We start from the raw sequence: 22,881 nt of genomic DNA, 5'->3' as shown, positions 1-22,881 counted from the left end.
CACCGTATCCGGCACCCAGTGCCTTCCGCTCCCGCGGTCCGTCTGACGGACACGGAACACTCGGTGTCGGGCGGGTGGCGAGACCCTTACGTGCAGGACACGACTGCGCTGCAGAGGGGCTCCGCGGACGGGGCGCGGCGGGGGAGCGGAGGGGGGCGCCCGCAATCAACGCCGCCCCTTGGGCCTACCGGGCGGCGGGGGAGGCGGTGGCGGGGGAGGAGGTGGCGGCGGCTGGGGTCCCTCGTCGCGCTCGCCCGAACGCCGGCTCCCCGGCCGTCGCGGGGAACGCGGCGGCGGCTCGACGGGACTGGCCATCGTGGGGGCCCCGTAGACGTTGTCGGGCGGGGGCGAGCCGCCGTGCCGGCCCGTTGCACCCGGCTCGTCCGACGGCCGGGAGCTGTCCTCGTCGTGCCGCACGGCATCCTCCGACGGCTGCGGGCCCTCGCCGGGCCGGTACCCACGGGCGGGTCGCGATCCCGGCGACGGCGGCTCCTCACGCCCACGCTCGCCGGCGGGCCGTGCGTCCTCCGGCTCCCGCAACTCCTCCGGCACCCGCAGATACGGGTTCGTCGCAGGGTTCGGAGGCCGATAGGACGCACCGGGCACATACGGCCCCACCCCACCTCCACGCGCCCCGGCCCCGCCCTGACCGGACGCAGCGTCCCCGCCACCGGACTCACCGAGGTCCCTCCCGGAACCCCCGTCGTACCCCCCGGCCCCCCTTCCGTACGGCCCGCTTTCGCTCCGGTACGCCCCGCCCGCGTACGGCCTGCCCTCACCCTCGTACGGCTCGGCCCTGCCCGCGTACGGCCTGCTTTCGCCTTCGTACGCTCCGGACCCACTCGCGTACGGCCTGTTGTCGCCTTCGTACGGCTCGGCCCCGCGGTACGACCGGCCCTCACCCTCGTAACCCCCGCCCCCGCCTCCGTACCCGCCCCCGCCCCGATACGGCTCACCACCGCGCCCGTACGCGACGCTCCCGGCCCCGCCCGAGCCCGCGTACCGCGGATCTCCGCCAACCCCCGTCGCCCCCGTCGTCCCCGTCGCCGCTCCGGCCGCCGTCACGTCACGCAGTGCCAACCGCGCCGCCCGGGACCCCGCCGCGCCCGTCGCGCGGGCCAGCAGTGCCCCCGCGGCCCCCGCGGCCGCCCCCCACAGCGCCCCGAGCAGCACCGCCGCGCCGAGCTGACCCTGCAGCCGGACCCCGGCGCCGAACGCGTCGAAGCCCAGTACCGACAGCGAGGCGTCCACCGACACCTCCGTCAGCCAGGCCAGCAGCGGCAACGCCAGCGCGGTCGCGAGCCCCAGCCGCAGCGCACAGCGTCCAGCGAAACCAAGGGCCCCCGGATCCCGTACGACCTCGTGGCCCGCCTCGGCCGAGCCCTGTCCGGTGTCGGCCACCCCCACCGGCGTCCTGGCAGCCGTGAGGACCCCCGCCAGCAGCATCATCAGTGCCGCCGCCACGCCGAGCAGCCACACCCGCCCGTCCAACTCGGCCAGGCGCCCCAGCGACACCGACTGGTCGGAGTCCGAGTCGAGCAGCCGGTCCAGCGGGTCCGGGAGGAAGTTCGTCAGGATCCCGGTCGCCCGGCCGTCGAAGGGGACGAACAGGCCGATGGGAATGCCCAGCCACACCCCGTTCGGGGCCCCGAGCAGCGCCGCTCCGGCGATCCGCTTGGGGTGGTCGTCGCCGATCGCCGCGTACACCGCCGCGGAGAGCCCCGCGGCCACCGCGACCAGCAGCACCGTGACGAGCGCGGACACGGCGGGCCGTACGACCCGGTGCACCGCGTCCCAACCAGGCGGCAGCGGTGTGCGACGGGACGCCAGCAGCGCGATCAGCAGGATCCCCGCGGACCAGCCGAGCCCGCCGAGCAGTGTCGGCGCGGTGTCCACCGTGAAGCCGACCGCGGCCTTCGCGTCGATGAGGTTCCCGATCTGGTCCGGCAGCAGTCCGCCGATGTCCCCGACGTCACCGAGCCCGGGGATGTCGAGCCCGCCGCCCCCGCCCCCGCCCGCGCCGGGCAGCTTGTCGAGCCCCAGGGCGCCTCCGTCGATGGTGATGACGTCGTGTCCCGCCCAGGCCAGCCCGCCCATCATCGCAGTGAACAGCGCGACCACCGCGCCCGCGCGCACGAGCAGTTCCGACGGTGCGATCACCGCTCCGGCCGCCCGCAGGGACCGTAGGAAGGACCAGGACATGAGCAGCGCACCGACCAGGCTGACGCCCAATGGCGTGATCTCGATGGCGGTCGCCGCCTCCGCTCCCGTCAGCCCGAACGCGGACACGTCACCGGAGGGAGTCACCGAACCACCCGCCGCAAGAGCCACAACAGCCGCGGTCATCGGCCCCAGCGAGGCCGCGGAATCGGCCTCCAGCAGGTGCAGGCCCAGCGCGGCCGTGCCCGCCATCCCGATCAACGCCCAGCTCACAGCGGCTATCGAGGACAGCAGGATGTCTCCCCACGGCAGCCGCACGCCGTGCTGCGTGGCCTCGGCGCTTCTGGACGCACTCATGGCAGACCCCCCGATCCGCGGCGCGGCAGAGACCGCGCTTGTCCCCCTCGCGTGGATTACCCACTCTCCGGGTCGGTTTCAACCCCGTCAACGGAACCGGCCGAAGCGCGCGAACGTGGTCTTCTCGGGGCTCGGGTTTCGGTCAGGAGGCGGATCCTGAAATAGTTCCCGACGATGTTCGACATCCCTACACTCCCTGTGACGGGGGCAATGCGGGGGACTACTCAGTGGGGCTTGGAGTGCCGGAACTCGTACTGGAAGCCAATGGACGTACCTGGACGCTCGATCCGTCCAGGCCGTACCGCCTTGGACGCGATCCGCAGGGGGACATCGTGTTCGACGACGCCAGGGTGTCCTGGCGTCACGCCACGATCAGCTGGAGCGGGCGCAGTTGGGTCCTCGAGGACCACAGCAGCACCAACGGCACCTTCGTGCACGGGCAGCGGGTCCACGAGACGGAGATCGGCCCGGGCACGGCCGTCCACCTCGGCAACGCGAGCGACGGCCCGCTGCTGAGTCTCACCGGCACCGCGGCCCCGGTCGCACAGCCGCGGTCCGGGCAACAGCCGTACGCCGCGCAGAGCGCGAACCCCGGCTGGGCCCAGCAGACACCGCAGCAGGCCGCCCCGCAGCAGGCTCCGCACCAAACGCCTCAACAGGCCCCGCAGCAGGCCTCACCACAGGCCGCGCAGTCCGGCTGGCCGCAGCCCCGGCAGCAGCATCAGCCGCAGTCCCAGCCGTACGCGCACCAGCCGCCGCAGAAGATCCCGCAGCAGGGCTCCGGCGCCGGCTCGGGCGCGCCGCCGGTCTACGGCGACCGCAGCCCGACCACGTTCCACCAGTTCACCATCGGCCGCATCATGCGCATCGGCCGTGCCCTGGAGAACGACCTGGTCGTCTCCGACCTGCAGGTCTCCCGCAACCACGCCGAGTTCCACTCGACGCCCGACGGCCGCATGGAGATCCGCGACCTCGGCTCGCACAACGGCACGTACGTCAACGGCCAGCCGATCCCCAAGGGCGGCTCCGCGCTGCTCGGCCCGACCGACATCGTCGGCGTCGGCCACTCCACGTTCCGGATCGTCGGCGACCGCCTCGAGGAGTTCGTCGACACCGGTGAGGTGACCTTCTCCGCCCGCCATCTGACCGTCACCGTCGACGGCGGCAAGCAGATCCTCAAGGACGTCTCCTTCGGCGTCCCGGAGAAGTCCCTCATCGCGGTCATCGGACCGTCGGGTTCCGGCAAGTCGACCCTGCTCAAGGCGCTCACCGGCTACCGGCCCGCCAACCAGGGCGACGTCCTGTACGACAACCGCAACCTGTACAAGCAGTTCGCCGAGCTGCGCCAGCGCATCGGTCTGGTCCCGCAGGACGACATCCTGCACAAGGAGCTGACCGTCAAGAAGGCGCTCAAGTACGCGGCCAAACTCCGCTTCCCCGCCGACACCACGACCGAGGAGCGCGAGAACCGCATAAACGAGGTGCTGCGCGAGCTGAAGCTCGACATCCACCGGGAGAAGAAGGTCACCGCCCTCTCCGGCGGCCAGCGCAAGCGCGTCTCCGTGGCCCTGGAACTGCTCACCAAGCCGTCCCTGATCTTCCTCGACGAGCCGACCTCCGGCCTCGACCCGGGCATGGACCGCGATGTCATGCAGCTGCTGCGCGGCCTCGCCGACGACGGCCGTACGGTTCTCGTCGTCACCCATTCCGTGGCCGAGCTGGCCCTGTGCGACAAGCTCCTGGTGATGGCCCCGGGCGGTGCGGTCGCCTACTTCGGCCCGCCCGAGGAGGCACTGAACTTCTTCGGCTACGACACCTGGGCCGATGTCTTCTCCGCCTTCGAGAACTACCGCGACTACGACTGGGCCGGCCGCTGGAAGGGCTCGCAGCACTACCAGATGTACGCCGCCGACATAGACGCCGTTGCGCCGCAGTCCGTACAGACGCCTCCGATGCAGGGCATGAAGCCGCCCAAGCCGCAGCGCTGGATGGGCCAGTTCGGGACACTCGTGCGCCGCTATGTCTCGGTCATCGCGTCCGACAAGGGCTTCCTGGCCCTGACGGTGATCCTGCCGCTCGTCCTCGGCTCGGTGAGCCTGCTCATCGACTTCGGCGACAACCTGCTGCCCAAGCCGATCGACCCCAGGACCAAACTGCCCGAGCCGAACAGCACGGCCACCACCGTCCTGCTGATCCTCGCGGTCGGCGCCTGCTTCGCCGGAGCCGCCAACTCGGTGCGCGAACTGATCAAGGAACGGGTGATCTACGAGCGGGAGCGCGCCACCGGCCTGTCCCGCTCGGCGTACCTGATGTCCAAGGTGGTCGTGCTGGGCGTGATCACCATCCTGCAGGGACTGATGGTCGGCGTCATCGGTTTCGCCAGCCGCGGACTCCCCAAGGAAGGACTCGTCCTCGGCAACGCCACCCTCGCGGAGCTGTGCCTGCCGATCATGGGGCTCGGGTTCACCTCGATGATGTTCGGGCTGATCATCTCCGCCCTCGTGAAGACGTCCGAGAAGACCATGCCGTTGCTGGTCATGTTCGCGATCGTCCAGGTCGTCTTCACCGGCTGTCTGTTCACCCTGCACGGGACCCTCGGCGTCAACGAGCTCTCGTATCTGATGCCCTCGCGCTGGGCGGTCGCCGCCGCGGGCGCCACCCTGGACTTCAACAAGGTCAACCCGCCCGTCAAACCGGGCGACACGACCGATCCGCTGTGGGACCACACGGTCAGCACCTGGGGCCTGAACATGATCGCCCTCATCGCCATCGGCATCGTCTGCGGATTCCTCGTCTCCCGCTTCCTGCGCCGCCACGAGCCCGAGGTCATGCGCAAGTGACCACGGCTGTACGACGGTGAAGGGCGGCACCCCGAGGGGGTGCCGCCCTTGTGCGTAGGAGAGGTCCGCGCGGCCTCAGTACGCGCTGTTCACGTTGTCCATCGAGCCGTACTTGTCGGCCGCGTAGTTCGCGGCGGCGGTGATGTTGGCGACCGGGTCGTAGATGTTCCAGGACGTGCCGGCGACGTGGTACGCCTGGAACGTCGGCGGGATGACCTGGAGCAGACCCTTCGAGGGGATGCCGTTGATGGCGTTGATGTCCCAGTTGTTGATCGCGTTCGGGTTGCCCGAGGACTCCCGCATGATGTTGCGGTACAGACCGTTGTAGCTGCCCGGGATGCCCTTGGCCTTCATGATGGCCAGGGACTCCTTGATCCAGCCGTCCAGGTTGTTCGCGTAGCTCTTGGGCGCGGCGGCCTTGAGCTTGGCGCGGTGGGCGGCCCGGCTCGCGGCCTCCTTGGCCTTGCGCGCCTGCGCGGCCTTCTTGGCGGCGGCTGCCTCGGCGGCCTTCTTCTTCGCGGCGGCCGCGGCCTTCGCCTTGGCCTTCGCCTCGGCCTGTGCCTTCGCCTCGGCTGCCTTGCTCTGCAGGGCCTTGGCGGCGAGCTGCTCGCGGACGTCCGCGTGAAGGCCCTGGAGCTGCTCCGAGGAGTACTTCACCGGGGCTGAGGAGACGGCCGCCTCGGACGTCGTGGTCTCCGCGTTGCCCGGAACCGCGCTGAAGACGACAGCGGCGGCGCCGAGCGTGGCGACACCGGCGACGGCGATCTTGTGGCGCTTGGTCAGCGCGCGACTATGACCACGGGTGAAAGGGTTCTTGGGCATGCGGGAATGACCTCTTCGAATAGCGCGGAGGTCGCTCGCTGTCCGGCGGGGGACACGGGTGCTTCCGGCACAAACGCCGCGGGCGGAACCCGCGGCGCTGAGCGACGTTGGCCATTCTTAGCTGGCGCAAAACATGCGGGCAAAGGTGTGACGTACGATCCCCGGTAGTGGACCGGGGAATGACAAAACGGGACAGACTGGAACGTCTGTCCCGTTCACGCCGGAAGCCTTTGTCTCCTATTTCGCTTCGTACGTGATCTGCGCCCTATGCGCGGGCTCACATCGTCTCCACAGCAGGTTCACCGGCAGTTGCGTGAGCAATGCTCTGGGTGAGGATCCTCCGCCGGGAGGAGGAGATGCACGTCCCCGAACTCGTGCCACAGGTAGCGCCGGCGCAGCGCCTCCTCGTACCCGCGGTCGATCGCCGCCCGCCCCGCGACCGCCTCCAGCATCAGCAGATGCGAGGCCTCCGGCTCGTGCAGCCCGGTCAGCAGCCCGTCCACCACCCGCACCCCGCGCTCCGGGGTCACCACGAGATCCGTCCACCCCGCACGCGCGCGTACGACCCCGTCGGCTCCGGCCGCCGACTCCACCGCCCGCACGGCCGTCGTCCCGACGGCGAGAACCCTGCCGTCCCCGGCCCGCACCCCGTTGATCAGCCGCGCGGAGGCCTCCGGCACCGAGAACCGCTCCGGATACGGCGGCTCGTGCGCCTCCGCCGAAGCCACCCCGGTGTGCAGTGTCACGGGCGCGAACTGCACGCCCCGGCTCACCAGCTCCGCCACCAGCCGCGCGGTGAAGGGCCGCGCCGCACTGGGCATCTCCGCACTCCCCGCCCCGTCGGGCGACGGCAGCGCGAACACCGTCTGGTAGACGGACAACGGCTGGTCCCGCTCCGTGTAGGAGTAGCGAATGGGCCGCCCGTGCTCCCGCAGCAGCCCCGGCACCTCCCCGGCGCCCACCCGCGCCCACCACAGACGCCCGCTCACCGCCTCCTCCAGAACCAGCCGGCCGCCTCCGGGCAGCCGTACCTCCGTTCCCGCGGGCCCGCCCGCACGCGCACGCGTGGTGCCCCTCCCGTCGGGATCCCGCAGCTCGACCGCCCACCGGCCGTCGTCACCGCGCGTGGAGAAGTGCACCACCACACGCGCGTGCCCGATCCGCCCGTCGACGGCCGCGGCCAGCGTGGGAGAGGTGTTCACGACGAGCAGGTCCCCGGCCCGCAGCAGCCGCGGAAGCTCCCCGAAGGAGTGGTGCGACACCTCGGTGCCCCGCGACACCAGCAGCCGTACGGCATCCCGGTCGAGCCCGGACCCGCGCTGCTCGACCGGCACCCGCGCCGACAGCTGCTCCGGGACCCTCCAACACTTTCGGGAGGGCCCGAGCGGCGGCACCCCGGTCGCGAGCGTCATCGCCCCTCCAACAGCGACGGAGCCCCGTACCGCCCGCTCGCCGGCCGCTCGTCCAGCAACTGCAGGAACGCGGGCACCACGTTCGCCGGGTCCGGCCGCGGATCCTCGTCGTCCGGTACGGCCGCCGCGTACAGGTCCGTCGCCATGTCCCCGGGATCCACGGCCCACACCCGCAGCCGAGGCTCCTCCTCGCCCAGCACCGCCGCGAGATGGTCCAGGGCCGCCTTCGACGCCCCGTAGCCGCCCCAGGTCTCGTACGCCTCGGCGGCGGCGTCCGAACTGACCGCGATCACCGTGCCGGCCTCCGACGCCCGCAACAGCGGCAGCGCCTCCTGGACCAGGCCCAGCGGGGCCACGACGTTCACCTCCAGCGCGCGGCGCAGCCCGTCCACGGGCAGCGCCTCAAGACGCGCCAGCGGCTCGGCACCCAGCGCGCTCGCGTTGTTCACCAGCAGATCGACGCCGCCGAACGCCCGGGCCGCGGCCACCAGCTCGGAGCGGTGCGCCGCGTCCGTGACATCACCGGGCAGCGCGGTCACCCCGCCCCCGTGCCCGGAGAGGGCCGCCGCCGTCTCCTTCAGGACCTCCGCAGTCCTCGCGTCGAGCACCAGGTCCCAGCCCCGCCCGGCCAGCGCCTCGGCGAGCGCCCGCCCCAGCCCCTTCGAGGCCCCCGTGATGATCGCTACCGGCATGACACACGTCCCCTCGTCCTCCACGCCTCCTGATCGGCGTCCTCCCAACCTAGGAACGAGGTCGTCCCGGCCGCCTCGGACGCGGGCCGCAGAGCCACGAGGCCCTTCGCCCTAGGTCGCCCGCCCTAGTCAGGGGCCGTCACAGGTCCGATCCGCGCTGTCACACCCCGCCCGTACGCTGAGGTCATGAGTCAAGGCCCCCGGTCCGGCCTCGCCGCGGTGAGCACCGCGCTGCTGGCCATGAGCAGGCACCTCGAGGTGCGTGACGTCCTCAAGACGATCGTCGCCTCGGCCCGCGAGCTGCTCGACGCCCAGTACGCCGCCCTCGGCGTCCCCGACGACCACGGCGGCTTCGCCCAGTTCGTGGTCGACGGCGTCAGCGACGCGCAGTGGAAGGCCATCGGCCCCCTACCGCGCCAGCACGGCATCCTCGCCGCGATGCTCCACCAGGCCAGGCCCGAGCGTCTCGCCGACGTCCGCAAGGACCCCCGCTTCGAGGGCTGGCCCTCCGCCCACCCCGACATGGTCGACTTCCTGGGCCTGCCGATCCGCGACGGCGACGAGGTCATCGGCGCCCTCTTCCTCGCCAACAAGAACTGCGAGAAGCCCGAGGGCGACTGCGGCTTCACGGAGGAGGACGAGGAGCTCCTCGCGATCCTCGCCCAGCACGCCGCCATCGCCCTCACCAACGCCCGCCTCTACGAACGCAGCCGCGAGCTGACCATCGCCGAGGAGCGCTCCCGCCTGGCCCACGAACTGCACGACGCGGTCAGCCAGAAACTCTTCTCCCTGCGCCTGACCGCCCAGGCCGCCGCCGCTCTCGTCGACCGCGACCCCTCCCGCGCCAAGGGCGAGCTGCACCAGGTGGCCGTGCTGGCCGCCGAGGCCGCCGACGAACTGCGCGCCGCCGTGGTCGAGCTGCGCCCCGCCGCCCTGGACGAGGACGGCCTGACCGCCACCCTGCGCACCCACGTCCAGGTCCTGGACCGCGCCCACACCGCCCGGGTGACCTTCACCGCCCGCAGCTTCCGCGCACTGCCCGCCTCCCAGGAGGAGGCCATGCTCCGCGTCGCCCAGGAGGCCCTGCACAACGCGCTGCGGCACTCGGGCGCCGACCGTGTCGACGTGACGCTGGACCGGCGCGGCAGCGGAGCCGTCCTGCGGGTCACGGACGACGGAGGCGGCTTCGAACCGACGGTGACCCGCCGCGCGGGACGCCACCTCGGCCTGGTCTCCATGCGGGACAGGACCAACGGGGTCGGCGGCACGCTGACCGTGGAATCGGCGCCCGGCAAGGGCACCACGATCGAGATGGAGGTCCCCGGTGGCTGACGCGATCAAGGTCCTGCTCGTCGACGACCACCAGGTGGTCCGCCGGGGGCTGCGCACCTTCCTGGAAGTGCAGGACGACATAGAGGTCGTGGGCGAGGCCGCCGACGGCGCCGAGGGCGTCCAGCGCGCCGAGGAACTGAAGCCCGACATCGTCCTCATGGACGTCAAGATGCCGGGCATGGACGGCATCGACGCCCTGCGCAAGCTCCGCGAACTGAACAACCCCGCGCGCGTGCTGATCGTCACCAGCTTCACCGAACAGCGCACGGTGGTCCCGGCCCTGCGCGCGGGCGCCGCCGGCTACGTCTACAAGGACGTCGACCCCGACGCCCTCGCCGGCGCCATCCGCTCCGTCCACGCCGGACACATCCTGCTCCAACCCGAGGTCGCGGGCGCCCTGCTGTCCCAGGAGGAGAACAACTCCGGGCAGGGCAGAGGCGGTTCACTCACCGAGCGGGAGCGCGAGGTGCTCGGGCTGATCGCGGACGGCCGCTCCAACCGGGAGATCGCCCGCGCGCTGGTCCTCTCCGAGAAGACCGTCAAGACCCACGTCTCGAACATCCTGATGAAACTCGACCTGGCGGACCGGACCCAGGCGGCACTGTGGGCGGTTCGTCACGGAGTGGCCGGATAGGACTTCATACTGTCGTGGGAATGTCCCTCGGACGGCGCATCCTCTGTGGATCTCCGCCGTTCTCCAGTGCGTGCTGCGGCGACTGCCGCGGCAATCGCTAGGGAGGGCTCAGAAGTGAAGAACCTGAAGAAGGTAGCGGCCGTGACGATGGTGGCCGGCGGACTGGTCGCCGCCGGTGCCGGAATGGCCTCCGCCACCGACGGGGCGCACGCCGACGGCAAGGCCGTGGGCTCGCCCGGCGTCGTCTCGGGCAACCTCGTCCAGGCCCCGGTCCACGTCCCGGTGAACGCGGTCGGCAACAGCGTCAACGTCATCGGCGTGCTGAACCCCGCCTTCGGCAACCTCGGCCTCAACCGCTGACTTCCCCGCCGAACGGGCAGTGACTTCGGCCTCCCGGGTGCGCCACGCACCCGGGAGGCCGGTCCGTTTGTCGTGCGAATGATCCGAACGGGCACTCCTGCGCGTATCCGCGCACCGTCCCCTCTGCCTTCCGCGTTGATCAGCACACGACCCGCGGCCGGGTCGGACTCGCAAACGCAGGAGGAACGCTTCTCATGAACATCGCCAAGAAGGCCGCCGTGGCCATCACCGTCGCCGGTATCGCCACGGGTGCTGCTGCCGGTGCCGCTGTCGCCGACGCGGGTGCCGACGGCGCGGCCGTGAAGTCGCCGGGCGTCGGCTCGGGCAACCTCGTCCAGGTCCCCGTCCACGTCCCGGTGAACGTGGTCGGCAACACCGCCAACCTCATCGCCCTGCTGAACCCGGCCTTCGGCAACGCCGGCGCGAACGACTGACGTCGGGTCCGAACCGGGGCCCCTCAAGTCAACGGCGACTTGAGGGGCCCCTTCGTGTCCCGAGACACCCGGGTGCCTCATCGGCTGCGGACGGGTGGGTGAGGGCCGGTCGCGCTGTACCCCACGCCACCCGAAGCAGGCGGGTGCGGGCAAGCGGGTCCCGCTGCGCGGCTCACCGCACTCCCCGCTCCCGTTCCTCCACATACGCGTTGTACGCGGCCACCTGCGCCCTGCGGGCCGTCCGCTCCACCGGCCGCAGCGCCTCGGACCGCGCTCCCATCTCCCCGGCGGTCACGGCCGCCCCGTGTCCGTTCTCCTGGGCGAGCGACACCAGCAGCCCCACCCGCTGAGCCAGCTCCAACACCCGCACCGCCCGCGGCGGATACCCCGGCGCCAGAACCTCCCGCCCCCGCTCGGCCCGGCCCCGGTACGCCGCGAGAGCCGCCTCCGCGACCGGCCCCGACGCGGCCACGTCCAGCCGCGACAACACCTCCGTCGCCTCCCGCAAGGCCTCCGCGAGCTCCCGCTCCGCCTCGCCCAGCGAGGGAACGTCCGCCGGCGGAGCCTCCCGCACCGGCAGCACATGCCACACCACCTCGACATGCACATCACCCGCGGGCCCCGCCTCGTACACCTCCGGCACCAGGCCCAGCGCGGCGCCGTGACAGACCACCGCCTCCTCCGCCTCCAGCGCCCGCGCGTTGAACTCCGGCGGGCCGCTCAGCCCAAGCGGATGCCCGGGCGCGGGGAGCGCGACCCGAAGGCCGGTGACCCCGAGCGACCTCAGCCGCCCGAGCGCCAGCGTCAGACCGACGGCCGCCGTCTCACGCGGCAGCCCTTCGACCCGGTGCACGGCATCGTCACCGACGATCGCCACCACGGCGTCGTCCGGCGAGACAAGTCCGGCCAAAAGACCGTTTCCCCAAGCTGCAAGGCGTCCAGAGCGCGGTTCCGAAAGCATGCCCCCAGCCTAAGGACCGGACCTATGGACAGGAGCGAGCGACCGGTGGCGTAGATTTCATCGAGGGCTGCGCCCAAAAGCGCGCACGCGACAGCCGAGACGTCGACACCGTCACACTGCAAGGGGAGACAACGCGCTCATGAGCGATGTTCTGGAGCTTCAGGACGTATCCGTGGTCCGTGAGGACCGGGCTCTGGTGGACCAGGTCTCCTGGTCGGTCAAGGAGGGCGAGCGCTGGGTCATCCTCGGCCCCAACGGCGCCGGCAAGACCACGCTCCTGAACCTTGCCTCCAGCTACCTCTACCCCAGCAAGGGCACCGCCACCATCCTCGGCGAGACCCTCGGCAAGCCCGGCACCGACGTCTTCGAACTGCGCCCCCGCATCGGCATGGCCGGCATCGCCATGGCCGACAAGCTCCCCAAGCGCCAGACCGTCCTGGAAACCGTGCTGACCGCCGCGTACGGCATGACCGCGGGCTGGCAGGAGGAGTACGAGGACATCGACGAGCAGCGCGCTCGCGCCTTCCTCGACCGCCTCGGCATGAGCGACTACCTGGACCGCAAGTTCGGCACCCTCTCCGAGGGCGAGCGCAAGCGCACCCTCATCGCCCGCGCCCTGATGACCGACCCCGAGCTCCTCCTGCTCGACGAGCCCGCCGCCGGACTCGACCTGGGCGGCCGCGAGGACCTGGTCCGCCGCCTCGGCCGGCTCGCCCGGGACCCGATCGCCCCCTCGATGCTCATGGTCACCCACCACGTCGAGGAGATCGCCCCCGGCTTCACCCACGTTCTGATGATCCGTCAGGGCAAGGTGCTCGCCGCGGGCCCCCTGGAGCTCGAACTCACCTCCCGCAACCTCTCCATGTGCTTCGGCCTCCCCCTCGTCGTCGAGCAGGTCGGCGAACGCTGGACCGCACAGGGCCTTCCGCTGTCGTGATCACGTGAAGTCCCCGCAAAAACAAGGGTAAGAAGCCCGTACCCGCTCCATCGCGCCCTGTCCGCGGAGGTACCCGCGGACCTACCATGACCATGTGAACGACATCGACGCATGGGTGTGGTGGCTCGTCGGCGCGGCAGCGCTCGGAATCCCGCTCGTGGTGACCGCGATGCCGGAGTTCGGCATGCTCGCGGTCGGCGCCGTCGCGGCAGCGGTCTCGGCCGGACTCGGCGGTGACGTCGTCGTCCAGGTGCTCGTCTTCGTCGTCGTCTCGGTGGCCCTCATCGCCGTCGTACGGCCCATCGCGGCCCGGCACAGCTCCCAACGGCCCCAACTCGTCACGGGATTCGACGCGTTGAAGGGCAAACAGGCCGTCGTCCTGGAGCGCGTGGACAGTTCGGGCGGCCGGATCAAGCTCGCCGGAGAGGTCTGGTCGGCCCGCGCTCTCGACACCGGCCGGGCCTACGAAGTAGGCCAGGAAGTGGATGTCGTGGACATCGAGGGAGCGACCGCGATCGTCATGTGACCTCGCAGGATGCAACTGATCCGAACGCACCACGCGTCACACGACGGTCTGTCAGACTCGACCAGCAAGATCTTCAACAACCATAAGATCTTCCGAAAACGCCGAGGCGGAGAAGGGCACGGGGAAGCACGATGGAACCGGTCATCATCGTCTTGATCATTCTGGTGGTGTTGGTCTTCATCGCCCTGATCAAGACGATCCAGGTCATCCCACAGGCCAGTGCGGCCATCGTGGAGCGCTTCGGCCGCTACACGCGGACCCTCAACGCGGGACTGAACATCGTCGTCCCGTTCATAGACACCATCCGCAACCGCATCGACCTGCGTGAACAAGTCGTCCCGTTCCCGCCGCAGCCGGTGATCACCCAGGACAACCTGGTGGTCAACATCGACACCGTCATCTACTACCAGGTGACCGACGCGCGGGCGGCGACCTACGAGGTCGCCAGCTACATCCAGGCGATCGAGCAGCTCACCGTCACCACCCTCCGCAACATCATCGGTGGCATGGACCTGGAGCGGACCCTGACCTCCCGCGAGGAGATCAACGCGGCCCTGCGCGGAGTCCTCGACGAGGCCACCGGCAAGTGGGGCATCCGCGTCAACCGCGTGGAACTGAAGGCGATCGAGCCCCCGACCTCCATCCAGGACTCGATGGAGAAGCAGATGCGCGCCGACCGTGACAAGCGCGCCGCGATCCTGACCGCCGAAGGTACCCGCCAGGCCGCGATCCTCACCGCCGAAGGTGAGAAGCAGTCCCAGATCCTGCGCGCCGAGGGTGAGGCCAAGGCGGCCGCCCTGCGCGCGGAAGGCGAAGCCCAGGCGGTCCGCACGGTCTTCGAGGCGATCCACGCCGGAGACCCGGACCAGAAACTCCTCTCCTACCAGTACCTCCAGATGCTCCCCAAGATCGCCGAAGGCGATGCCAACAAGCTCTGGATCGTCCCCAGCGAGATCGGCGACGCCCTCAAGGGCCTCTCCGGAGCCATGGGCAACTTCGGTGGCATGGGCGGCATGGGCGGCGGTTCGAACGGCGGCAACTCCGGCTCGGAACGCCGGGAGACCCCGAAGATCGACTGACCCCGAGATGTCGGTACGACAGTGGGGCCCCCTTCGTCACGAAGGGGGCCCCACTGTCGTACCGACTACGCGGCGTCCCGCGCCAACCAGTCCGGCAGCGCGGAGAAGTCCTCGTGGCCCAGGGACAACAGCATCGCGTCCGCCGGAGTCGGCTCGAACGGCTCCCGCAGCAACGGCATCCCCGCCTCCGCCGGAGTCCGGTTCGCCTTGCGGTGGTTGTCCTCCGCGCAGGACGCCACCGTGTTCAGCCAGGTGTCCTGACCACCCTGAGACCGCGGCACCACGTGGTCCACGGTCGTCGCCCGCCGCCCGCAGTACGCGCACCTGTGCCGGTCACGCACCAGAACACCCCGCCGAGACCACGGAGCTTGTCTTCGGAAGGGCACCCGCACATACCTGCACAGCCTGATCACCCGGGGCGCCGGTATGTCGACCGCGGCTCCGCGCATGCGCAGTTCGGGGTGGGACTGCTCGACGACGGCCTTGTCCTGCAGCACCAGAACGACGGCTCGGTTCAACGTCACCGTCGACAGCGGCTCGAAGCTCGCGTTCAGTACCAGCGTGTCCCGCATGTCAGCCCACCTCCCATGTGCGCCGGCCCACCCCTGGCGGGCTTGGGCTTGGATCAACTCTGGCCGGGCACGCCGAGATGGACAACGCAATAAAAAGTGCCCGCCTCTGATCAATTCCATGACCAGAGGCGGGCAAACGCTCGATGAACGTCAGTCTTCGGCGGGCACTTCGTACTCACCGATCAGCTGAGCACGCGCGATCGCGTGGAAACGCAGGTTGAAGCCCACGACGGCAGGCGACGCGTCGGCATCCGGCCCGAGCTTCTCCTGGTCCACGGCGTACACGGTGAACACGTACCGGTGCGGCCCGTCCCCGGCCGGGGGAGCTGCCCCGCCGAAGTCGTTCGACCCGTAGTCGTTCCGCGCCTGTACAGCACCCTCCGGCAGTCCCTCGAACTTCCCGCTGCCCGCACCCACCGGCAGCTCGGTCACCGAGGCCGGGATGTCGAACACGACCCAGTGCCAGAACCCGCTGCCCGTAGGCGCGTCGGGGTCGTAGCAGGTCACGGCGAAACTCTTGGTCCCGTCCGGGAAACCCTCCCAGCGCAGCTGCGGAGAGGTGTTGCCGGCCGCGTAGACCTGAGCGTCCTTGAGCGTGCCGCCCTCCTGCACGTCCTCGCTCGTCACGGTGAACGACGGCACGGGCGGATGGAAGTCATGGGGGAGCGGCCGCCGCTTGAGCTCGGTCACCTCGGTACCTCCTGATCGATGTACGGAATCAGCAGTTCCGAGCCTAGAACCAGTTGCGCTTGCTGCCGACCTCGGACAGCCACTGGTTGAGGTACCCGGCCCAGTCGGTGCTCTGGTAGTCGTGCAGACCCACCTGGAAGGACCGGAAGGTGTCACTGCCCTCGCTGAACAGCCCCGGCTTCTTGTCCATCTCCAGCACGACGTCCATCGCGTTGCCGTCCGCGACGAAGCTCAACTCGACCTGGTTGAGCCCGCGGTACTGCTGCGGCGGGAAGAACTCGATCTCCTGGTAGAACGGCAGCCGCTGCCGCGTGCCACGGATGTGCCCGCGCTCCAGGTCCGCGTTCTTGAAGCGGAAGCCCAGCTGCATGAAGGCGTCCAGGATCGCCTTCTGCGCCGGCAGCGGGTGCACGTTGACGGGGTCGAGGTCACCGGAGTCCACGGCACGCGCGATCGCCAGCTCGGTCGTCACACCGACGTTCATACCGCGCAGCGCCTGGCCGTCGATCATCGTGACCGGCGTCTCCCAGGGGATCTCCAGACCGAACGGCACAGCGTGCACCGCGTTCGCCTGAAGCGTGAAGGCACCGCCGAGCGAGACCTTCGTGAACTCGATGTCCTGCTTGTACTCCTGGTCGCCGCTCTCGACCTCGACCTTGGCCTGGAGCCCGACTGACAGCCCCTCGATCTCCTGGTCGACGGACCCGCCCTGGATCCGCACCTCGCCCTGGACGACACCACCGGGGACGACATTGACCTCGGTCAGCACCGTCTCCACCGAAGCCCCACCGGCCCCGAGGCTCGCGAGCAGCTTCTTGAACGCCATGTCTCTCCTCTTAGAACGCGCGGATTCCTGATCCCTACAAACGCGATCCGGCCGTGGTCGGTTCCGCGCCATCACCCTGGCAAGCGGACGGACCCTTGACCACCCCTTGGCACACACCCGTCTGGACTACGCTCGTACGCCATGATCACGCCCCCGGACCGTACGCCACTGCCACGAGAGTTCTTCGACCGCCCCGTACTGGAGGTCGCCCCCGACCTCCTCGGTCGCCTCCTCGTCCGTACGACCCCGGACGGTCCGATCGTGCTCCGCATCACGGAGGTCGAGGCCTACGACGGCCCGAACGACCCCGGCTCCCACGCCTATCGCGGCCGCACGGCCCGCAACGACGTGATGTTCGGTCCGCCCGGACATGTGTACGTCTACTTCACCTACGGCATGTGGTTCTGCATGAACCTGGTGTGCGGACCGGAGGGCCGGGCGAGCGCCGTCCTGCTCCGCGCGGGCGAGGTCCTCGAAGGGGCTGAACTGGCCCGCAAACGTCGACTCTCGGCCCGAAATGACAAAGAACTGGCCAAAGGGCCTGCCCGCCTGGCCACGGCCCTGGGCGTGGACCGAGCCCTGGACGGCACGGACGCGTGCGCCTCGGGCGAGACCCCGCTGAGGGTGCTCACCGGCACCCCGGTCACCTCCGACCAGGTACTCAACGGTCCACGGACCGGAGTGGCCGGCGAAGGAGGCGTGCACCCCTGGCGGTTCTGGGCCGCCGACGACCCGACGGTGAGTCCCTATCGAGCCCATGTCCCAAGGCGTCGCTCAAGTTGACTCGCTCTTGGAAGATGCGTAACGTGGCCCGAGCCGCTTGAACCGGTTACGGCGATCGCCAGCAGCCGAGAGCGGCCAAACCACTACCTACGACATCCCCTCAGCGGGGGCGATTTCGGCGTGCACGCATGCCCGAATTCGAACTCGCGGAACTCGATTATGAGTTGCCGAGGGAATGGGCTAACGTAGTGAATGTCGAAAGGCCCCGCCGACAGGGAATCAGGCCCGAAAGGATCTGATAGAGTCGGAAACGCAAGACCGAAGGGAAAAGCCCGGAGGAAAGCCCGAGAGGGTGAGTACAAAGGAAGCGTCCGTTCCTTGAGAACTCAACAGTGTGCCAAAAATCAACGCCAGATATGTTGATACCCCGTCTCTCTCGGTTTCGAGAGGGCGAGGTTCCTTTGAAGAAAACACAGCGAGGACGCTGTGAACGACCGCCTTATTCCGGTGGTTGTTCCGCTCTCGTGTGTGTGCACCCGATTACGGGTAAACATTCACGGAGAGTTTGATCCTGGCTCAGGACGAACGCTGGCGGCGTGCTTAACACATGCAAGTCGAACGATGAACCACTTCGGTGGGGATTAGTGGCGAACGGGTGAGTAACACGTGGGCAATCTGCCCTTCACTCTGGGACAAGCCCTGGAAACGGGGTCTAATACCGGATACCACTACCGCAGGCATCTGTGGTGGTTGAAAGCTCCGGCGGTGAAGGATGAGCCCGCGGCCTATCAGCTTGTTGGTGAGGTAATGGCTCACCAAGGCGACGACGGGTAGCCGGCCTGAGAGGGCGACCGGCCACACTGGGACTGAGACACGGCCCAGACTCCTACGGGAGGCAGCAGTGGGGAATATTGCACAATGGGCGAAAGCCTGATGCAGCGACGCCGCGTGAGGGATGACGGCCTTCGGGTTGTAAACCTCTTTCAGCAGGGAAGAAGCGAAAGTGACGGTACCTGCAGAAGAAGCGCCGGCTAACTACGTGCCAGCAGCCGCGGTAATACGTAGGGCGCAAGCGTTGTCCGGAATTATTGGGCGTAAAGAGCTCGTAGGCGGCTTGTCACGTCGGGTGTGAAAGCCCGGGGCTTAACCCCGGGTCTGCATTCGATACGGGCTAGCTAGAGTGTGGTAGGGGAGATCGGAATTCCTGGTGTAGCGGTGAAATGCGCAGATATCAGGAGGAACACCGGTGGCGAAGGCGGATCTCTGGGCCATTACTGACGCTGAGGAGCGAAAGCGTGGGGAGCGAACAGGATTAGATACCCTGGTAGTCCACGCCGTAAACGGTGGGAACTAGGTGTTGGCGACATTCCACGTCGTCGGTGCCGCAGCTAACGCATTAAGTTCCCCGCCTGGGGAGTACGGCCGCAAGGCTAAAACTCAAAGGAATTGACGGGGGCCCGCACAAGCAGCGGAGCATGTGGCTTAATTCGACGCAACGCGAAGAACCTTACCAAGGCTTGACATACACCGGAAAGCATTAGAGATAGTGCCCCCCTTGTGGTCGGTGTACAGGTGGTGCATGGCTGTCGTCAGCTCGTGTCGTGAGATGTTGGGTTAAGTCCCGCAACGAGCGCAACCCTTGTTCTGTGTTGCCAGCATGCCCTTCGGGGTGATGGGGACTCACAGGAGACCGCCGGGGTCAACTCGGAGGAAGGTGGGGACGACGTCAAGTCATCATGCCCCTTATGTCTTGGGCTGCACACGTGCTACAATGGCAGGTACAATGAGCTGCGATACCGTGAGGTGGAGCGAATCTCAAAAAGCCTGTCTCAGTTCGGATTGGGGTCTGCAACTCGACCCCATGAAGTCGGAGTTGCTAGTAATCGCAGATCAGCATTGCTGCGGTGAATACGTTCCCGGGCCTTGTACACACCGCCCGTCACGTCACGAAAGTCGGTAACACCCGAAGCCGGTGGCCCAACCCCTTGTGGGAGGGAGCTGTCGAAGGTGGGACTGGCGATTGGGACGAAGTCGTAACAAGGTAGCCGTACCGGAAGGTGCGGCTGGATCACCTCCTTTCTAAGGAGCATCTAGGCCGCCAAGCGTGCTTGGTGGTCCAGGGCCATTACGCAGGCAAACGTTCTGCGGTGGTTGCTCATGGGTGGAACGTTGATTATTCGGCCGGTTTCACGGGTCGGAGGCTGCAAGTACTGCTCGCAAGAGCGTGGAAAGCATGATCTCCGGACGGGATCTGGTCGGGCACGCTGTTGGGTGTCTGAGGGAATGAACCCCCTCGATGCCGGCCCCAGTGAACTCGGAGTGTTGCTCCGGGGTGATGGGTGGCTGGTCGTTGTTTGAGAACTGCACAGTGGACGCGAGCATCTGTGGCCAAGTTTTTAAGGGCGCACGGTGGATGCCTTGGCACCAGGAACCGATGAAGGACGTGGGAGGCCACGATAGTCCCCGGGGAGTCGTCAACCAGGCTTTGATCCGGGGGTTTCCGAATGGGGAAACCCGGCAGTCGTCATGGGCTGTCACCCATACCTGAACACATAGGGTATGTGGAGGGAACGCGGGGAAGTGAAACATCTCAGTACCCGCAGGAAGAGAAAACAACCGTGATTCCGGGAGTAGTGGCGAGCGAAACCGGATGAGGCCAAACCGTATGCGTGTGAGACCCGGCAGGGGTTGCGCATGCGGGGTTGTGGGATCTCTCTTTCACAGTCTGCCGGCTGTGAGACGAGTCAGAAACCGTTGATGTAGGCGAAGGACATGCGAAAGGTCCGGCGTAGAGGGTAAGACCCCCGTAGTCGAAACATCAGCGGCTCGTTTGAGAGACACCCAAGTAGCACGGGGCCCGAGAAATCCCGTGTGAATCTGGCGGGACCACCCGCTAAGCCTAAATATTCCCTGGTGACCGATAGCGGATAGTACCGTGAGGGAATGGTGAAAAGTACCGCGGGAGCGGAGTGAAATAGTACCTGAAACCGTGTGCCTACAAGCCGTGGGAGCGTCGGAATGAAAGCTTGCTTTCATTCTCGTGACTGCGTGCCTTTTGAAGAATGAGCCTGCGAGTTTGCGGTGTGTTGCGAGGTTAACCCGGGTGGGGTAGCCGTAGCGAAAGCGAGTCCTAATAGGGCGTTTGAGTAGCACGCTCAAGACCCGAAGCGGAGTGATCTAGCCATGGGCAGGTTGAAGCGGAGGTAAGACTTCGTGGAGGACCGAACCCACCAGGGTTGAAAACCTGGGGGATGACCTGTGGTTAGGGGTGAAAGGCCAATCAAACTCCGTGATAGCTGGTTCTCCCCGAAATGCATTTAGGTGCAGCGTCGTGTGTTTCTTGCCGGAGGTAGAGCACTGGATAGGCGATGGGCCCTACCGGGTTACTGACCTTAGCCAAACTCCGAATGCCGGTAAGTGAGAGCGCGGCAGTGAGACTGTGGGGGATAAGCTCCATGGTCGAGAGGGAAACAGCCCAGAGCATCGACTAAGGCCCCTAAGCGTACGCTAAGTGGGAAAGGATGTGGAGTCGCAGAGACAACCAGGAGGTTGGCTTAGAAGCAGCCACCCTTGAAAGAGTGCGTAATAGCTCACTGGTCTAGTGATTCCGCGCCGACAATGTAGCGGGGCTCAAGCGTACCGCCGAAGTCGTGTCATTGCAGCAATACGCCCAACGGCGGCTGTGATGGGTAGGGGAGCGTCGTGTGCCGGGTGAAGCTGCAGCGGAAGCTAGTGGTGGACGGTTCACGAGTGAGAATGCAGGCATGAGTAGCGATACACACGTGGGAAACGTGTGCGCCGATTGACTAAGGGTTCCTGGGTCAAGCTGATCTGCCCAGGGTAAGTCGGGACCTAAGGCGAGGCCGACAGGCGTAGTCGATGGATAACCGGTTGATATTCCGGTACCCGCTGTGAAGCGTCAAACATCGAACCAGGCGATGCTAAGTCCGTGAAGCCGCCCCGGAGCCTTCGGGCAAAGGGGAGTGGTGGAGCCGACGAACCAGACTTGCAGTAGGTGAGTGATGGGGTGACGCAGGAAGGTAGTCCAGCCCGGGCGGTGGTTGTCCCGGGGTAAGGGTGTAGGCCGTGCGATAGGCAAATCCGTCGCACTTGTGGCTGAGACCTGATGCCGAGCCGATTGTGGTGAAGTGGATGATCCTATGCTGTCGAGAAAAGCCTCTAGCGAGTTTCATGGCGGCCCGTACCCTAAACCGACTCAGGTGGTCAGGTAGAGAATACCGAGGCGTTCGGGTGAACTATGGTTAAGGAACTCGGCAAAATGCCCCCGTAACTTCGGGAGAAGGGGGGCCATCACCGGTGATTGAATTTACTTCATGAGCTGGGGGTGGCCGCAGAGACCAGCGAGAAGCGACTGTTTACTAAAAACACAGGTCCGTGCGAAGCCGTAAGGCGATGTATACGGACTGACGCCTGCCCGGTGCTGGAACGTTAAGGGGACCGGTTAGTCACATTTCGGTGTGGCGAAGCTGAGAACTTAAGCGCCAGTAAACGGCGGTGGTAACTATAACCATCCTAAGGTAGCGAAATTCCTTGTCGGGTAAGTTCCGACCTGCACGAATGGCGTAACGACTTCTCGACTGTCTCAACCATAGGCCCGGTGAAATTGCACTACGAGTAAAGATGCTCGTTTCGCGCAGCAGGACGGAAAGACCCCGGGACCTTTACTACAGTTTGATATTGGTGTTCGGTTCGGCTTGTGTAGGATAGCTGGGAGACTGTGAAGCTTGGACGCCAGTTCAGGTGGAGTCGTCGTTGAAATACCAGTCTGGTCGTGCTGGATGTCTAACCTGGGTCCGTGATCCGGATCAGGGACAGTGTCTGATGGGTAGTTTAACTGGGGCGGTTGCCTCCTAAAGAGTAACGGAGGCGCCCAAAGGTTCCCTCAGCCTGGTTGGTAATCAGGTGTTGAGTGTAAGTGCACAAGGGAGCTTGACTGTGAGACCGACGGGTCGAGCAGGGACGAAAGTCGGGACTAGTGATCCGGCGGTGGCTTGTGGAAGCGCCGTCGCTCAACGGATAAAAGGTACCCCGGGGATAACAGGCTGATCTTCCCCAAGAGTCCATATCGACGGGATGGTTTGGCACCTCGATGTCGGCTCGTCGCATCCTGGGGCTGGAGTCGGTCCCAAGGGTTGGGCTGTTCGCCCATTAAAGCGGTACGCGAGCTGGGTTTAGAACGTCGTGAGACAGTTCGGTCCCTATCCGCTGCGCGCGTAGGAATATTGAGAAGGGCTGTCCCTAGTACGAGAGGACCGGGACGGACGAACCTCTGGTGTGCCAGTTGTTCTGCCAAGGGCATGGCTGGTTGGCTACGTTCGGGAGGGATAACCGCTGAAAGCATCTAAGCGGGAAGCCTGCTTCGAGATGAGTATTCCCACCCCCTTTGAGGGGTTAAGGCTCCCAGTAGACGACTGGGTTGATAGGCCGGATCTGGAAGCCCAGTAATGGGTGGAGGTGACCGGTACTAATAGGCCGAGGGCTTGTCCATATTTGCTCGCGTCCA

At 67.3% G+C, this 22,881-nt stretch carries 17 protein-coding genes and 2 rRNA genes; 11 read left to right on the top strand and 8 right to left on the bottom strand.

The window, feature by feature from the left end; all coding sequences use genetic code 11:
* Positions 1-165: 165 nt before the first annotated feature.
* Positions 166-2,517 carry a streptophobe family protein gene (locus tag IOD14_RS31965; protein WP_212672171.1) on the bottom strand — a complete coding sequence of 784 codons (2,352 nt, stop codon included), beginning with the start codon at positions 2,515-2,517 and terminating at the stop codon, positions 166-168.
* Between the two features lie 239 nt (positions 2,518-2,756).
* Between IOD14_RS31965 and IOD14_RS31960 the strand changes: the two genes are divergently transcribed.
* Positions 2,757-5,357, top strand: coding sequence for an FHA domain-containing protein (locus IOD14_RS31960; protein ID WP_123988275.1), 2,601 nt, complete (start codon positions 2,757-2,759; stop codon positions 5,355-5,357).
* A gap of 75 nt (positions 5,358-5,432) precedes the next feature.
* On the opposite strand, the gene IOD14_RS31955 is transcribed toward IOD14_RS31960, so the two are convergent.
* The 3 genes from IOD14_RS31955 to IOD14_RS31945 form a co-directional block, all read right to left on the bottom strand.
* A complete protein-coding gene (locus IOD14_RS31955) occupies positions 5,433-6,179 on the bottom strand; it encodes a transglycosylase SLT domain-containing protein (RefSeq protein ID WP_212672170.1) in 747 nt (248 codons plus the stop codon).
* A gap of 299 nt (positions 6,180-6,478) precedes the next feature.
* The gene (locus IOD14_RS31950; protein ID WP_212672169.1) at positions 6,479-7,591 is read right to left on the bottom strand and encodes an S-adenosylmethionine:tRNA ribosyltransferase-isomerase; all 1,113 of its coding nucleotides are present in this window, start codon (positions 7,589-7,591) and stop codon (positions 6,479-6,481) included.
* Positions 7,588-8,283, bottom strand: a complete 696-nt coding sequence (locus tag IOD14_RS31945; RefSeq protein ID WP_212672168.1) for an SDR family NAD(P)-dependent oxidoreductase — start codon at positions 8,281-8,283, stop codon at positions 7,588-7,590. Before IOD14_RS31945 ends, IOD14_RS31950 begins: the two co-directional genes overlap by 4 nt.
* Positions 8,284-8,469: 186 nt before the next feature.
* On the opposite strand from IOD14_RS31945, the gene IOD14_RS31940 reads away from it, so the two are divergent.
* From IOD14_RS31940 to IOD14_RS31925, 4 genes are all read left to right on the top strand, one after another.
* Entirely contained in the window at positions 8,470-9,615 is a 1,146-nt protein-coding gene (locus IOD14_RS31940; protein ID WP_212672167.1) for a GAF domain-containing sensor histidine kinase, read from the top strand.
* On the top strand, positions 9,608-10,249 hold the full coding sequence (locus IOD14_RS31935; protein ID WP_123988270.1) for a response regulator transcription factor: 642 nt from the start codon (positions 9,608-9,610) through the stop codon (positions 10,247-10,249). The genes IOD14_RS31940 and IOD14_RS31935 overlap by 8 nt, the downstream gene beginning before the upstream one ends.
* Positions 10,250-10,363: 114 nt before the next feature.
* Entirely contained in the window at positions 10,364-10,609 is a 246-nt protein-coding gene (chpE, locus tag IOD14_RS31930) for a chaplin ChpE (protein WP_123988269.1), read from the top strand.
* Between the two features lie 194 nt (positions 10,610-10,803).
* Positions 10,804-11,043 (top strand): chaplin family protein, encoded by a 240-nt coding sequence (locus IOD14_RS31925; RefSeq protein ID WP_123988268.1) that lies wholly within the window; start codon positions 10,804-10,806, stop codon positions 11,041-11,043.
* A 172-nt stretch (positions 11,044-11,215) separates the two neighbouring features.
* Here IOD14_RS31925 and IOD14_RS31920 read toward each other — a convergent pair whose 3' ends face one another.
* Complete coding sequence (locus IOD14_RS31920) at positions 11,216-12,004, bottom strand: hypothetical protein (RefSeq protein WP_123988267.1); 789 nt, start codon at positions 12,002-12,004, stop codon at positions 11,216-11,218.
* 139 nt (positions 12,005-12,143) lie between these two features.
* On the opposite strand from IOD14_RS31920, the gene IOD14_RS31915 reads away from it, so the two are divergent.
* The 3 genes from IOD14_RS31915 to IOD14_RS31905 all read left to right on the top strand — a co-directional run bounded on the left by IOD14_RS31915 (position 12,144) and on the right by IOD14_RS31905 (position 14,546).
* Positions 12,144-12,941: an ABC transporter ATP-binding protein gene (locus tag IOD14_RS31915; RefSeq protein WP_030318316.1), complete on the top strand. Its 798-nt coding sequence runs from the start codon at positions 12,144-12,146 to the stop codon at positions 12,939-12,941.
* 94 nt (positions 12,942-13,035) lie between these two features.
* Complete coding sequence (locus IOD14_RS31910) at positions 13,036-13,467, top strand: NfeD family protein (protein WP_123988266.1); 432 nt, start codon at positions 13,036-13,038, stop codon at positions 13,465-13,467.
* A gap of 131 nt (positions 13,468-13,598) precedes the next feature.
* Complete coding sequence (locus IOD14_RS31905) at positions 13,599-14,546, top strand: SPFH domain-containing protein (protein WP_123988265.1); 948 nt, start codon at positions 13,599-13,601, stop codon at positions 14,544-14,546.
* Positions 14,547-14,611: 65 nt separating this feature from the next.
* Here the strand turns inward: IOD14_RS31905 and IOD14_RS31900 are convergent, their stop codons facing one another.
* The 3 genes from IOD14_RS31900 to IOD14_RS31890 all read right to left on the bottom strand — a co-directional run bounded on the left by IOD14_RS31900 (position 14,612) and on the right by IOD14_RS31890 (position 16,634).
* Positions 14,612-15,118, bottom strand: coding sequence for an HNH endonuclease (locus IOD14_RS31900; protein ID WP_123988264.1), 507 nt, complete (start codon positions 15,116-15,118; stop codon positions 14,612-14,614).
* Between the two features lie 150 nt (positions 15,119-15,268).
* A complete protein-coding gene (locus tag IOD14_RS31895) occupies positions 15,269-15,808 on the bottom strand; it encodes a YbhB/YbcL family Raf kinase inhibitor-like protein (RefSeq protein ID WP_123988263.1) in 540 nt (179 codons plus the stop codon).
* 43 nt (positions 15,809-15,851) lie between these two features.
* On the bottom strand, positions 15,852-16,634 hold the full coding sequence (locus IOD14_RS31890; RefSeq protein ID WP_123988262.1) for a sporulation protein: 783 nt from the start codon (positions 16,632-16,634) through the stop codon (positions 15,852-15,854).
* Between the two features lie 141 nt (positions 16,635-16,775).
* Between IOD14_RS31890 and IOD14_RS31885 the strand changes: the two genes are divergently transcribed.
* The 3 genes from IOD14_RS31885 (at position 16,776) to IOD14_RS31875 (ending at position 22,866) form a co-directional block, all read left to right on the top strand.
* Positions 16,776-17,417 (top strand): DNA-3-methyladenine glycosylase, encoded by a 642-nt coding sequence (locus tag IOD14_RS31885; protein WP_212672166.1) that lies wholly within the window; start codon positions 16,776-16,778, stop codon positions 17,415-17,417.
* Positions 17,418-17,910: 493 nt separating this feature from the next.
* Positions 17,911-19,436, top strand: a 16S ribosomal RNA gene (locus IOD14_RS31880).
* Positions 19,437-19,743: 307 nt separating this feature from the next.
* A 23S ribosomal RNA gene (locus IOD14_RS31875) occupies positions 19,744-22,866 on the top strand.
* The 16S and 23S rRNA genes sit together here, the layout of an rRNA operon.
* Positions 22,867-22,881 lie beyond the last annotated feature (15 nt).

The sequence above is a fragment of the Streptomyces sp. A2-16 genome (assembly GCF_018128905.1).
Taxonomy (GTDB): Bacteria; Actinomycetota; Actinomycetes; order Streptomycetales; family Streptomycetaceae; genus Streptomyces.
Note: the sequence above shows the minus strand (reverse complement) of the source record. Positions and strands in the feature narration are given on the sequence as shown.

Bases quoted from the DNA above. Each gene is read 5' to 3' on its own strand.
- IOD14_RS31965 (WP_212672171.1), bottom strand. From the start codon at position 2,517: ATGAGTGCGTCCAGAAGCGCCGAGGCCACGCAGCACGGCGTGCGGCTG.
- IOD14_RS31955 (WP_212672170.1), bottom strand. From the start codon at position 6,179: ATGCCCAAGAACCCTTTCACCCGTGGTCATAGTCGCGCGCTGACCAAG.
- IOD14_RS31950 (WP_212672169.1), bottom strand. From the start codon at position 7,591: ATGACGCTCGCGACCGGGGTGCCGCCGCTCGGGCCCTCCCGAAAGTGT.
- IOD14_RS31945 (WP_212672168.1), bottom strand. From the start codon at position 8,283: ATGCCGGTAGCGATCATCACGGGGGCCTCGAAGGGGCTGGGGCGGGCG.
- IOD14_RS31940 (WP_212672167.1), top strand. From the start codon at position 8,470: ATGAGTCAAGGCCCCCGGTCCGGCCTCGCCGCGGTGAGCACCGCGCTG.
- IOD14_RS31925 (WP_123988268.1), top strand. From the start codon at position 10,804: ATGAACATCGCCAAGAAGGCCGCCGTGGCCATCACCGTCGCCGGTATC.
- IOD14_RS31920 (WP_123988267.1), bottom strand. From the start codon at position 12,004: ATGCTTTCGGAACCGCGCTCTGGACGCCTTGCAGCTTGGGGAAACGGT.
- IOD14_RS31915 (WP_030318316.1), top strand. From the start codon at position 12,144: ATGAGCGATGTTCTGGAGCTTCAGGACGTATCCGTGGTCCGTGAGGAC.
- IOD14_RS31905 (WP_123988265.1), top strand. From the start codon at position 13,599: ATGGAACCGGTCATCATCGTCTTGATCATTCTGGTGGTGTTGGTCTTC.
- IOD14_RS31900 (WP_123988264.1), bottom strand. From the start codon at position 15,118: ATGCGGGACACGCTGGTACTGAACGCGAGCTTCGAGCCGCTGTCGACG.
- IOD14_RS31890 (WP_123988262.1), bottom strand. From the start codon at position 16,634: ATGGCGTTCAAGAAGCTGCTCGCGAGCCTCGGGGCCGGTGGGGCTTCG.
- IOD14_RS31885 (WP_212672166.1), top strand. From the start codon at position 16,776: ATGATCACGCCCCCGGACCGTACGCCACTGCCACGAGAGTTCTTCGAC.